Source organism: Nocardiopsis ansamitocini (genome assembly GCF_030268225.1).
Lineage (GTDB): Bacteria > Actinomycetota > Actinomycetes > Streptosporangiales > Streptosporangiaceae > Nocardiopsis_D > Nocardiopsis_D ansamitocini.
In genome coordinates this window covers 462,484-475,434 of sequence record NZ_BSQG01000003.1, presented here as the reverse complement: position 1 = coordinate 475,434, position 12,951 = coordinate 462,484, and the positions used below count along the sequence as shown (strand labels likewise).

The window sequence follows — 12,951 nt, the reverse complement described above, 5'->3', positions numbered from 1 at the left end:
AAAGGTCGTGCCGTACGGGGAGCGGGCGGTACAGGGAGTCGTTCCCCGCACCGCCCGGCCCTGACTAAGCGTCGATCCGCGCCAGGTCGAGCTCCTGGGCGCCCTTGCTGATGAACTCACGGCGGGGGGCGACCTCGTTGCCCATGAGAAGGTCGAACACCGAGGCCGCCTCTTCCGCGTGTTCGACACGGATACGCCGCAGAGTGCGAAAACGCGGGTCCATGGTGGTCTCCGCCAACTGGTCGGCGTCCATCTCGCCCAGACCCTTGTAACGCTGGACGGGCTCCTTCCAGGAGATGCCCTTCTTGTCCAGTTCGAGCGTCTTTCGGTGCAGCTCGGCATCGGAGTAGGTGTAGATGTAGCGGTCCTCGGGCTTGGCGCCGCGCTTCTTGCGGACGTTGGTGAGCTCGATGCGGTGCAGCGGTGGCACAGCGGCGAAGACCCGGCCGGCCTCAAGCATCGGGCGCATGTAACGGTAGAAGAGCGTCAGGAGCAGGCACCGGATGTGCGCGCCGTCGACATCCGCGTCGGCCATCAGGATGACCCGGCCGTAGCGGGCCGCCTCAAGGTCGAAGGTACGCCCGGACCCCGCCCCGATGACCTGGAGGATCGCCGCGCATTCGGCGTTTTTGAGCATGTCCGCGACCGAGGACTTCTGCACGTTGAGGATCTTGCCGCGAATTGGCAGCAGCGCCTGGAACTCGGAGTCGCGGGCGAGTTTGGCCGTGCCCAGGGCGGAGTCGCCCTCGACGATGAACAACTCGCTGCGGTCCAGCCCCTCACTGCGGCAGTCCACCAGCTTGGCCGGCAGCGCAGAGGACTCCAGGGCGTTCTTACGGCGCTGGGTCTCACGCTGCTGGCGGGCCGCCAGACGGGCCTTGGCCGCGTTGGCGACCTTCTCCAGGACCGTGCGGGCCTGCTGCTTCTCCGCACGCTTGGTCGAAGTGAGGAAGGCCCGGATCTCCTTGCCCACGACCTGGGAGACGATCCGGCTGGCCGCAGAGGTCCCGAGGATCTCCTTGGTCTGGCCCTCGAACTGGGGCTCCGGCAACCGGACGGTGATCACGGCGGTAAGACCTTCGAGGACGTCCTCCTTGTTCACCGGGTCGTCGCTGGCCTTGAGGAGCTTGGTGGTGCGCAACTGGTCGTTGATCACCCGCACCAGCGCCCGTTCGAACCCGGCCATGTGGGTGCCGCCCTTGGGGGTGGCGATCACGTTGACGAAGGAACGCACGGTGGTGTCATAACCGGTCCCCCAGCGCAACGCGACGTCGACTTCGAGGCGACGGTCGACGTCCGTGGCGGTCATGTGCCCCTGGTCGTCGAGGACCGGGACGGTCTCGGTGAACTGGCCGGTGCCCTCGATGCGCAGCACGTCGTTGAGGCCCTGGTCGGGTGCGAGGTAGCCGCAGAACTCGCCGATTCCGCCGTCGAAGCGGAACTCCTCCTCGTAGGGGGGCTCCTCGGTGATCCGCTCGTCGCGCACGGCGATGGTCAGACCGGGGATGAGGAAGGCGGTCTGGCGGGCGCGGTCCAGCAGCGCGGAACGGGTGATGTCGGCTTCTTTGAGGAAGATCTGGCGATCCGCCCAGAACCGCACCCGGGTACCGGTGACCTTCTTGGCGATGCGGCGGCCCTCGGACAGACCGGATCCGGGGGTGAACTCGGTGTCGGGGCCGGCAGCGGCGAAGGAACCCGGGATGCCACGACGGAAACTGATCGAGTGGGTGTGCCCCTGACGGTCCACCTCGACGTCCAGACGGGCCGAGAGGGCGTTCACCACGGAGGCGCCCACACCGTGCAGACCACCCGACGCGGTGTAGGAGCCGCTGCCGAACTTACCGCCGGCGTGCAGCTTGGTCATGACCAGTTCGATGCCGCTGAGCCCGGATTTGGGTTCGATGTCCACCGGGATGCCGCGCCCGTTGTCACGGACTTCGACCGAGCCGTCGGGGTACAGGGCGACGTCGATGCGGGTGCAGTAGCCCCCCAGCGCCTCGTCGACGGCGTTGTCGATGATCTCCCACATGCAGTGGGTGAGGCCCCGGCTGTCGGTGGAGCCGATGTACATACCGGGCCGCTTGCGAACCGCCTCCAGACCTTCCAGGACCGAAAGGTGCCGAGCCGAGTAGTCCTCGGGGTCGTGGACGGCTTGGGTGAGGGCGGTCACGTGGACTCTCCTGCGATGTCTTGAGGACTGGAGCAAGCTCTGATGCCGCTCCGGTGTCTGGCCGCGGGCGGACAGGGGCGGTGAAAGTCGAGCGCGCGGGCCCTGCGGCCATCTCCGCGCGCTCAAACAAAGGGTGCGATAGCACAGTAGTTCGGATTGCAGGGTAGCCGCAGTTGTGGCAAGCCGCATTTCCGCGCTTCGGCGTAAGCACGCGTGTCGCAGGGTAGAACCCCGATCAGACAACTAGACAAAGCGGAGAGGTAGGTCACAAACCGGGCCGATTCTGCTGTCGGCGTACAGAAGAGCTGGTCGGGAAGCTCTTCGTCCGGTTAGATGTTGTCCTGAGTGACTAACGCCGAGTATGGAGGAAGGCGAAGTGACTGGAACTCTTGCCCCCACCCAGCCGCTGACGGCTGCTGACCGTTGCGACCGGTGCGGCGCACAGGCGTACGTCCGCGTGGTGCTCAGCTCCGGTGGTGAACTTCTGTTCTGCGCCCACCACATGCGCAAGCACGATGACTCGATCCGCAAGATTGCGTCGGAAATCCAGGACGAGACCGACCGACTCCACTCGACCAAGGCCGATGTGGCTGAGGACGACCGTTAGAACTCGATAAGGAAGACGTCCGGCGGCGGCCCCTCTCCCGGGGCCGCCGCCGATGTCTTTGCCCTGAGCATTTTCGCCTGCGGGGCACACGCACTCCGCAGGGCCCGAGACGACGAAGGCCGCCCATGCTCATCCTCCTGCCCCCTTCAGAGGGAAAGGCGACCACCGGCAACGGATCCGCGCTGGAGCTCACCGAACTCGGCCTCAGCGAGGTCACTCCGGCTCGCGAGCAGGTCATGACGGCGCTCGAAGCAGTGTGCGCACGTCCTGAAGCCGAGGCGAGGAAGGTGCTGGGGCTCACTCCCGGACAGACCGACGCGCTCCACCGCAACCGGGAATTGCGTACCTCCGCAACACTGCGGGCCGCTGACCTCTACACCGGGGTGCTCTACGACGCACTCGGGCTTCCCGAACTGCTGGCCGGCTCCACCTCCGCCCTGACCGAGGAGTCGACACTGATCTTCTCGGGCCTGTGGGGCGTCGTGGGGCCACGGGACGCGCTTCCCCCCTACCGGCTGTCCATGGGGGTGAAACTGCCGCCCCTGGGAGCCCTCGGGGCCTTCTGGCGCGGCCATCTGAGCGAAGCCCTGGGCAAACGGGCGGCGGGGCAACTCGTCGTGGACTGCCGCTCCGCGGCCTACGCCGCAGCCTTTCGACCCGATGCCGACACCGCCGAACGGACGGTCACCGTCCGGGTTCTCCGCGAGGCGGTGACGGAGGGAGTGGCCAAACGGTCGGTGGTGAGTCACATGGCCAAGGCCACCCGCGGTGAGATCGCCCACACCCTCCTGGCCGAGGGGCTGTCCCCACAGACCCCACACGAACTCGCCGAGACGCTCGGTGGTCTCGGGCATACTGTCGAACTGCGCTCCCCCGAACGTCGGGGGAAGCCGTTCTCACTCGATGTCGTCGTCACCGGCTGATCCGCGCCTCCCCGCCCCGAGGGTGGTGCAGGACGGTACCTCCCGCCGAACGAACGACCGAGGGCGCCGGCAGGCCCCGCCCGCACCTAGGCCAGGCCCAGGCTGCTCAGCGCCTTGGCAAATGCCTCGACCGGTTTTCCCGTGCTCGCCCACGGCCAGTGGTGCACCCTGTCCCCCACCTGGTAGAGGTGCCAGCGGGCGCGCTCTTTCTCCTGGGCCTCCTTGAAGACCCATCCGAACTGGTGATGCGCCTGCAGATCCCGCGGATGGGCGACCGGGGCGGCGCACCACTTCTGCGCGGCCCGGGTCAGCTCGTCACGCACCTGCTCGTCGTAGTAGCGCACGTTGAGTTTGACCGCGGCGACGAACTTCCTGCGCTGGGCGAGATCGTCGAAGAGTCCCATGAGCCGCTCGACGTGCGCCAGCGCGACCATGGAGGTCAGGGGATGTCCGGGCGGCGCGATGTCCACCGACCCCCGGGCGAACTCGAGCATCTCCTCGTGCGAGCCGCCCCACTTGGCGGCCAGCGTCTGAACCCGCCCCCAGTGCGCCGGATACAGCGTGGGACAGCGCTCGACCACACGCTGCCAGATGTAGTCCTTCTCGTCGCGCTCCAGTTGCATTCCCAGGGCGAACCACTGGAGGCACTCCCACGGGACAGGATCGTCGGCAGCGATCTCGGCGGCAGCCAGCAACGGCTCCCGGGCGTTGCCCAGGGTCGCGAAGAAGAGTTTGAACCGCTCAGCTCCGACCGTGTCCGCGCTCCCCGCACCACGGATCTCCCATGCCTCGTCGATCAGCGTGCGTCCCAGCCACAACAGGATGTCGGCGGCGTCCTCACGAGCGGTGTCCTCCGTCAGGAGGCCGTGTACCTGACCACTGCGTCCGATGGCGGCGTTGCCGAGGGCCTCCACATAGAGCGACCGCAGCTCGGGGTCGGTCCGTGACTCTTTGAGCAGGGTCAGGCCGGCGGTCAGATGGCCTTCCTCGACCGCGTCGACCCCGGCATCCAGAGCAGGGTCGTTCCAACAGCGTCCGTCGACGAGGGTACGAACGAGCGCGTCTTGCGTCTTATCGGCGGCTTTGCGCCCGAATAGCCCCATGGATACAGAAGACTACCGATCACGGCAACCAGGAAAAGCGACTTTCAATAACATTTGCCGACATACCTCAGGGATGATTCAACTGTGTCCGCACAGCCGAAGGGAACCACCCCGGGCAGCCGCACAGCAATCAGGGGCAGCGAGAACACGCCACCCGCACCACCGCGGAAACCAGGTCACAATGCTGCATCGGTGCTTTATCTGGGCCATACACCGCACGCTGCATCATTATGGCTGCGGACGGGGCTGTCCGCCCACAGTACGGCGGTGGTGCTTGCGCCCCGGATACGGGAACCATGGACCGATCGTGAACCGTCCCGGGTCCACCACCGGGGAACACCGGCACAAACGTGCGGGCCGGGGTCTCCCTTGAGGAAGAACCACCAGCCCGCACCGAGACCACGATCGAGTACGTAGCGCCTGGACTAGTCCAGGTAGTCGCGCAGCACCTGGGAACGCGACGGGTGCCGCAGTTTCGACATGGTCTTGCTTTCTATCTGGCGGATCCGCTCGCGGGTCACGCCGTAGACCTTGCCGATCTCGTCGAGCGTCTTGGGCTGGCCGTCGGTCAACCCGAACCGCATGGACACCACACCGGCCTCGCGCTCGGAGAGCGTGTCGAGAACCGAATGCAGTTGCTCCTGCAACAGGGTGAAACTGACCGCTTCACCAGGCTGGATCGCCTCGGAGTCCTCGATCAGGTCACCGAACTCGGAGTCGCCGTCCTCGCCCAGCGGGGTGTGCAGCGAGATCGGCTCGCGGCCGTACTTCTGCACCTCCACGACCTTTTCCGGAGTCATGTCGAGCTCCTTGGCGAGCTCCTCCGGAGTGGGCTCCCGGCCCAGGTCCTGCAACATCTGACGCTGCACCCGGGCCAGCTTGTTGATGACCTCCACCATGTGCACCGGGATGCGGATGGTGCGGGCCTGGTCGGCCATGGCGCGGGTGATCGCCTGGCGGATCCACCACGTGGCGTAGGTGGAGAACTTGTAGCCCTTGGTGTAGTCGAACTTCTCCACTGCGCGGATCAGCCCGAGGTTGCCCTCCTGGATGAGGTCCAGGAAGAGCATGCCCCGGCCGGTGTAGCGCTTGGCCAGCGAAACGACCAGCCGCAGGTTCGCCTCGAGGAGGTGCTTCTTGGCGCGACCACCGTCCTCGGCGATCCACTCCAGCTCGTCGCGACCGTCGAAGTCGAGGGTCTCGGCCTCGTCGGCCAGCTTCTCCTCGGCGAACAGACCGGCCTCGATGCGCTTGGCCAGCTCCACCTCCTGCTCGGCGTTGAGCAGCGGGACCTTGCCGATCTGCTTGAGGTAGTCCTTGACGGGGTCGGCGGTCGCCCCGGCTGCGACGACCTGCGCGGCGGGGGCGTCATCGTCGTCGTCGTAGAGGACGAAGGACTCGTCCTCGGAACTGGTGGAGGTCTTCTCGGGCGTACCGCCCTTGCCGGTCTTGCCGACGGGGCCGGCAACGATCTTCTCCGGAACCTCTTCGGTGTCCTCGACCAGTTCGAGGTCGGCGGTACCCTCCTCGAAGTCCTCGGTCGCCTCGGTCGCCTCGAGGTCGATGTCCTCGTCCTCGGCGGCGAGAACGACGTCGTCGTCCTTGGTCTTCTTGGCCGGGCCCTTGGCCGCGGTCTTCTTGCCGGCTGCCGCCCGCTTCGCGGGAGCGGCCTTGGTGGTGGCCGTCTTGGCTGCACGCTTCTTGGGCGCGGCTGCCTTGGCGGGGGTTTCCCCCGCGTCGACGACGGCGGTCACCGTTTCGGGCTGCTCCTGAGCCGCTGCCGCACGCTTGGCGCGTGTGGTGGAGGTGGCAGCAGCGGTACGCGGGGCAGCGGCCTTGCGTCGCGTGGACTTGCGCCGGGTCGGCGCGGACTCTGCCGCTCCGACGACGAGGGTCACGCCTTCCTTGGTCAAGCTGCGGAGCACAGCTTGCGCCTGCGACATCGGAATGTCGGCCTCTTCAAACGCACGGCGCACGTCCTCGGGCTCAAGGTACCCCTGGGACCGCCCACGCTCGATCAGCTGCTGGATGACGGGCTCTTGCAGCGACTCCGGCTGCTTAGAGCGGGTCGAACTGGCAGGTGACACAAACACCTCTCGAACGGACGTGTGGCGAGATTGCTGGACTCGACGACCCGAGGAGTCGGGAAGGAAGGTGCTTCGCATTCCTGGCTCAAGCCCGAGAACACCCCGCGCGTGCGGGGAACCACTGAGTTTTCCTCGTTGAGCGTATGCGCCTTCTCTAGCGCTTCGGCACATCTGCCCAGTAAGGTTTTCACCGCGGGTCATGCCGTTCCGCGGATGAAACGCCCCTGTGGTCGGGTTTCGGATCATCCCCGCGCTTGGCGGGGACCACTCTGGATCTTTGAATCCCACCTTGGACAAGGTGGACGTGTTCTTCACTGACCTATCTACCGGCTGCTCACGCGACCTAGTCCCGCTCTGCAGGCACGTGGACAGCGAGCAAGGTTACATCGTCATCCTGCTCGTACCCCGTGAGCATCCTCTCCACAAGGTACTTGAGGATTTTCTGTGGATCGCCCACCACCTCCGCCGGTGCTTGCGACGCTACGGTAACAAGTTCGTCGAGACCCGCTCCCGCGGAACGCTTGCGGTTCTCTACTAGTCCATCGGAATAGAGGACGGCAGTGTTACCGGGTGGCACGAAAAAATTATGGTGCTCTCGGGGAAGCGGCACGCCGAGCGGAGTGGATTTGTCCATCTCCAGCAGTTGCGGGGTCGCGTCCGGGGCGATGAGCAGGGCGGGCAGGTGGCCGGCGTTGCCGAGATGCCCTCGGCCGGTCTCCGGGTCCAGGACGAAATAGATCAGCGTCGTGATCTGGTCTTCACTCTCCGTCGCATCGAACATCCGGTCCAGGCCGGTCAGCACATCGGCCGGCTCGGGCATGCTGAAGGCCAGCGCACGCAGGGCGTTGCGTACCCGGCTCATGCCGGTTGCCGCCTTGATGCCCTTGCCCATGACGTCGCCGAGCACTCCGGCCACCCGGCCGTCGGCGAGCCTGAAAGCGTCGTACCAGTCGCCGCCGACCTGGACGTACTTGGTCCCGGGATTGTAGAGCTGGGCGAACTTGATGCCCCGAACATCAGGGAGCGCCTCGGGCAGCAGACTGTTCTGCAACGCCTCCGCCGTGCTGTGCTCCCGCTCGTAGAGCGTTGCGCGCTCCAGCGCCAGTGCACACTGGCCGGCGAGCGCTTCGAGGAAGACTTTCTCCTCGTCGGAGATCTCGCGCTCCTCACGGAAGGCGAAACGCAGCGCTCCCAGTGGTCGGCCTGCGCTCATGAGCGGCAGCGCCACCCAGGCCCGCTCATCGGTGTGCGCGATGTATGCCGAGGCGTTCTCGTGCTCCTCCATCAGTTCCAGGAACGCCTCGGGCGACTCCGCGATGATCGGGCGCCCCTCACGGACCGCAAGGGTCATGGTGCTGAGGAATTCCAGCCCGACCTCGCTGGGCGGCGCACCGGGGACGTCGGGAATGCCGTCGGGGTTGAGCAACTGCAAGCGCAACCGCTCCCGGTCGAGCATGGCCACAGCGGTGCGAAACACCCCCACCGCGGTGTCGCCGATCTCGGTCATGACCCGCACCACCTGGTCGACGGTCAGCGCCTCGGCAAGGTCCGAGGTGGCCTTTTGCAAGCGCACCGTACGCATTGCGGCCTTCTCCAACTGCTGGGTGAGGCGCTGGCGAACCTCTTCGGCGTCGCGCTGGGTGGTGACGTCCGCGTGCGTACCGACCCACTCCAGGATCTGCTCGCCACGGACCAACGGCACCGCACGGGAGTGGTAGTGGCGGTACTCGCCGGAACGGACGCGAACCCGGAAGGTGGCGTCGTAGATGGTGCGGTCCTCGATGGCGTCGCCCCAGGCCAGCTCGGCGCGTTCCAGATCGTCGGGGTGCAGTGCGGACAACCAGCCGCGGGAGAGGTACTCCTCCTCGGACTGGCCGGTGACAGCACGCCACTCCGGGCAGTCCTCGTGGGCACGACCGTCGGGCGCGGCTGCCCATACGATCTGGTTTCCCGCTTGGAGCAGAGCACGGTAACGCTCCTCGCTGCGGCGCAGCGTGACCTCGGCCTTGTGTCGCTCGCTGATGTCCACAGCGATGAGCGCGGCTCCGGTGATCTCGCCCTCGATTCCGTAGGCGGGGAACCACGACATCGCCCAGTGACGGTCGTCGTCCGGTTGATTGGGGGTGCCCCCGATGAGGTGGTGGTCGCTGGTGACCACTGCCTCTCCCGCCAGCACCGCAGCCAGCGCGCTCTCGTGGGCCGCGGCGTCGGAGGAGCCCAGGATCTCGGTGGGGGTGCAGCCGTGGCAGTCCTCGGAGGCCAGGCCGTAGATCGCGGCGAGGGTGCGATTGACCCGCTGGAAACGCGAGTCCGGGGTGAAGAAGGCAAACCCGATGGGCGCCTCTTTCAGGAGGGTTTCCAGCAGCGCGGCGTCGACCGGATTCAGCTGGGAGAACCGGGGAGGCGGAACGGACGTCTCGGTGCTCATTCGTGACACCTCCGGGGTCCTTTCCCCGTCGTTGGAGGGGGGCTTCGGGCTATCGAACGCCGGCAGCATAACGAACATCGCCTCATCTACCAGAGGTGCGGTCCGCCCCCAGCGTCACGGGGGACCGGCCTGTGATTGCGGTGACCACTCCTGATTCCCCGCCTGAAGGCCCAGGCGCCAAGGCGCGTCGGGTGTCCGTAGACCCTCCCGAGTTAACGGCACCACCTGCAACCGCACCGGCCAAGCATAGGCCACCTCGGCTTAACGCCGCCGGGTCACTCCAGGTTGAAAGCCCGATGCGATCGCGGAAAGTAAAGAATATGCGTTAACAGTCTTACATGCGGAAGGTTCGACCATTTCGGTCAACCTTTTCGGCCACCAAGCGCGAACTATCCGGACAAAATACCCGGTAGGACTGGTGATCGCCACAGATTCCACGATGACCGAAAGTTGTTCGCGTGTGGCTTCCCCACCAGCGGCGACCTCGTCGCTAAGTTCGGAGCGCGGCCTCGTTGCCCCGGCATCGCCGGGGCAACGGCAGCCTCCGGCACCGCCGGACGTACCGCGCGTCGGACAGGGGCGAGACCACCGGTTGCCCAGTCCAAGGCAATGATCCTGGTCCAGTGTGTCCATGGCAACACCAAAGTTGGGCAAGAGCTCCGTTTCCAGGTCTTGACACCCTGATCCGACGTTGTGAAATGGATGGTGGTCACCGTCCAGGCCAACGCCAGAGGGGGCGTGAGCGCGGATGCTCAAGACGTACCAACCCGTTGACGTGCAACGGGTCACTGCCAGGTTGCATACCGAGTTCCAGGTGCTGCCGCAACGTTCGGTCGAACGTTGTGTGGCTGACACCTGGCGGTGTGCCGAACATCTCGGCTTCGAGGCAACCCCGGCACTCGTCGAACGAATCGCCCGGGAGCACCTGCGGGCCCTCATCAAGTCCGAACCCCCGTCGACGCCCCAGCCGCGCAACGGCGAGTTGAGCTAGCGAACGGGACGCGCGCGCCTCACCACCGATTCCCAGGGAGCGCGCCCCGACCGCCAAACCGGACACCCGGGCACGGCACGACTTTCCAGACACACAGCGGGCCTTGCCATACTCTCAATGGGTGCCCCTACCTCCCCACGGCCACGCGTCGGGGTCGGCGTCCCCGCCCGACGAGGTCTTCGCCGAAATGCTGCGTGCAGCACGCGCGCTACTGGCGATACGGCATCCGCTCGACGCCGAACTGGTCGTCAGCGAACTCTTGGGCGCCTGGCGGGCAAGCCGCATTCCCGGAGTCGACATCGAACAGGTCCTCGGCGAGGGCCTGCTGGACTACGCCCGACAGGCCGCCACCCCCGCAGCACTGGCACTACTCGCCGGCGTCGCGGCCCTGGGATCCTCCCACCGGCACCGTTCGGTGGCGATGCGCGGAGCGCGTTCATTGGTCGAGCAAGGGATCGCCCGCCCCACGTGGGGTGGCTCCCCCGCCCTTGCGCACCCCGTCGAAGCGCACCTGTCCAGGTCCAAGTTCGGCGACGCCGATGAACTCGTGTGCACCTTTCGCCGGGATCACGGACACGGTCCCGACGCAACCGAACACGCGCTGATCACCATCATCGACCACAACGCCGGCGGCATCCTGCGCGACGCCTGGGTGAGCACGAAGGTCGACCAGCTGCTCGAGCACTGTACCGAAGAGGCGAGCAGCGACCCGATGCGCAACTTCACCCAGATCAGCCACGAGCGGGCGCACACCCTGCTCACCTCCGCCCTGGAGCGCACCGACCGCCTCGTCGCGGCGACACCCGACGAAGGACCGGGGTACGAACCCGCAGGCCCCCTTCTGGCGCTGCTCCCCCTCATCCGGGCCAGGGCGCGTACGCTCCCCCGCGAACAACCGGGCCGTTCGGGTGCGTGGCGACGCGATCGTCGTGCAACCCTCGCAGCGCGGTTTCTTGCCTCCAGCGCTGCGTCGGACCTCTCCGACAGCTACGCCGCCAGCAGGTGCGCCGATCACATCATCGACTACGGTTGCGACGCCGACTTCGGCCGGCCGCTGCGGATGAGTCCGCGCAAGGTGGACGCCTTCATGCTGAACTGGCTACCCCGTCGCGTGGTGCTGCTGCCGGAGGAACAGGAGGCGATGCCGCACGTGCTTGCTGCCTGGATCCGCTGGGCCGGACCGTTCCAGGGGCTCCCCGAGATCGCACTGCACGCCACAGTGGACGCGGTGTGGGAGGCGACCGCGGTCTTCTCCCGCTCCTACTGGGACCCCTCGTCCGCCTTCGGTCTGCGCCGCGAGGTGATGAGACGGCTGTTGCCCGACGGCGACCTCGCAGCCCTTCCCCGTCGTATGTTCGCCTTCCCGCTGCTGGCGGGGGATCTGCTGAGCGAAAACGACGGGGATTTCGACCCCACCACTGCGGCGGGGCGTCGCGCCCTGCTGCTCCTGGACCATTTCGGTGCCTATGACGATCCGCGCCCGGCACGGGGCCGGCACTCCGCCGGCGAGGAGGCGAGGCACGATCGTCAGGAGGTGGACGAGGAGGCTGTGGCCGCGCACGAACGACTGGCCGACCGACTGTGGCGAGGCGATCCGGCCAACCTGTGGAGCGCGGCGCAGCGCCTGCTGGACCGTGGGCACACCCGGCCGGCGGTACTGGAGTCGCTCTTGGACGCCATCGCCGAAGCCGAGGATGAGGAGTCGCTGAGCAAGGGGTTGGACGAGCTCTGACCTGAGCGGTCACGACTCCACCGGCGCGGGGCACGGCCGCCGGGCCGCTGCTGCACACGGCGGGGCCCGCACCGGCGGGGCGACGGGTCAGTCGGTGGCGAGACCCCGAAGGACGCCGGGGACCTGTTCGCTGGCCTCCTTCACGTCCTTGACGGTGTCCACACCGCGCCAGAAGCCGTCGATGCGGTAGCCGAAGAGGCGGCCCTGTTGCGCGAGTTCGGGGAAGGTACTGGACTCGTGGTCGCCCTTGACCGGCAGCAACGGAGTGGTACCGGACTCGAAGATGTAGACGCCCGCGTTGATCCAGAACGGTAGCAGCGGGCTCTGGGTGAACCCCTCGACCAGCCCGCTGTCGGTGACGTCCACGATGCCCCAGGTGGTGCGGTACTGGGCCAGCGCCAGGGTGACCAAGCCGCCCTGCTCCCGGTGGTAGGTGGTGAACTCGTCCAACGGGAACCAGGTCAGGACATCGCCGTTGAGGGCGAAGTAGGGGGCTGTGTCGTCTTTGAGGCCGGAGGCGGCGAAGCGCAGCGCGCCGCCGCGGCCCAGCGGCTCGTCTTCGACCAGGAGCGTGACCTCGGGCCCATGGTCACGGGCCGTCAGGTGCTCGCGCAGCACCTCGGCCTTGTACCCACAGGACACCACCACGTGTTCGACACCGTGCCGGGCAAGCCATTCCAATTGGTAGTCGACGATCGGCCGGCCGGCGACCTCGACCATGGCCTTGGGACGGGTGTCGGTGTAGGGACGCAGGCGGGTGGCCTGGCCTCCGGCCAGGATGACGGCCTGGCGAATGGGCTCGCTGGAACGACTCATGAGCGGACCCTAGCAGTGGGCGGCTCTTTCTCCGCCGAACTCCGAAAGGCGCCGGCCGCACCGGCCCGCCCCCGCAGTACGCTCGGCCGTACCG

At 67.0% G+C, this 12,951-nt stretch carries 9 protein-coding genes; 4 read left to right on the top strand and 5 right to left on the bottom strand.

Translation table 11 applies throughout. The annotated features are described in order from the left end of the window. Positions 1 to 64: 64 nt before the first annotated feature. Positions 65 to 2,170, bottom strand: a complete 2,106-nt coding sequence (locus tag QSJ59_RS11820; protein WP_285759404.1) for a DNA gyrase/topoisomerase IV subunit B — start codon at positions 2,168 to 2,170, stop codon at positions 65 to 67. Between the two features lie 376 nt (positions 2,171 to 2,546). Between QSJ59_RS11820 and QSJ59_RS11815 the strand changes: the two genes are divergently transcribed. After that, positions 2,547 to 2,777, top strand: a complete 231-nt coding sequence (locus QSJ59_RS11815; protein WP_285759403.1) for a DUF7455 domain-containing protein — start codon at positions 2,547 to 2,549, stop codon at positions 2,775 to 2,777. Between the two features lie 125 nt (positions 2,778 to 2,902). Further along, entirely contained in the window at positions 2,903 to 3,700 is a 798-nt protein-coding gene (gene yaaA / locus QSJ59_RS11810) for a peroxide stress protein YaaA (RefSeq protein WP_285759401.1), read from the top strand. 86 nt (positions 3,701 to 3,786) lie between these two features. On the opposite strand, the gene QSJ59_RS11805 is transcribed toward yaaA, so the two are convergent. The 3 genes from QSJ59_RS11805 to QSJ59_RS11795 form a co-directional block, all read right to left on the bottom strand. Beyond that, positions 3,787 to 4,803 carry a hypothetical protein gene (locus QSJ59_RS11805; protein ID WP_285759399.1) on the bottom strand — a complete coding sequence of 339 codons (1,017 nt, stop codon included), beginning with the start codon at positions 4,801 to 4,803 and terminating at the stop codon, positions 3,787 to 3,789. Positions 4,804 to 5,228: 425 nt separating this feature from the next. Beyond that, complete coding sequence (locus tag QSJ59_RS11800) at positions 5,229 to 6,890, bottom strand: RNA polymerase sigma factor (RefSeq protein ID WP_285759397.1); 1,662 nt, start codon at positions 6,888 to 6,890, stop codon at positions 5,229 to 5,231. A 343-nt stretch (positions 6,891 to 7,233) separates the two neighbouring features. Continuing rightward, entirely contained in the window at positions 7,234 to 9,318 is a 2,085-nt protein-coding gene (locus QSJ59_RS11795; RefSeq protein WP_285759395.1) for a SpoIIE family protein phosphatase, read from the bottom strand. Positions 9,319 to 10,066: 748 nt separating this feature from the next. Here QSJ59_RS11795 and QSJ59_RS11790 point away from each other — a divergent pair. Beyond that, entirely contained in the window at positions 10,067 to 10,309 is a 243-nt protein-coding gene (locus QSJ59_RS11790) for a hypothetical protein (protein ID WP_285759394.1), read from the top strand. Positions 10,310 to 10,496: 187 nt separating this feature from the next. After that, a complete protein-coding gene (locus tag QSJ59_RS11785) occupies positions 10,497 to 12,041 on the top strand; it encodes a hypothetical protein (RefSeq protein ID WP_285759566.1) in 1,545 nt (514 codons plus the stop codon). A gap of 87 nt (positions 12,042 to 12,128) precedes the next feature. On the opposite strand, the gene QSJ59_RS11780 is transcribed toward QSJ59_RS11785, so the two are convergent. Beyond that, a complete protein-coding gene (locus QSJ59_RS11780; protein ID WP_285759393.1) occupies positions 12,129 to 12,857 on the bottom strand; it encodes a nucleotidyltransferase family protein in 729 nt (242 codons plus the stop codon). Between the last annotated feature and the right edge of the window lie 94 nt (positions 12,858 to 12,951).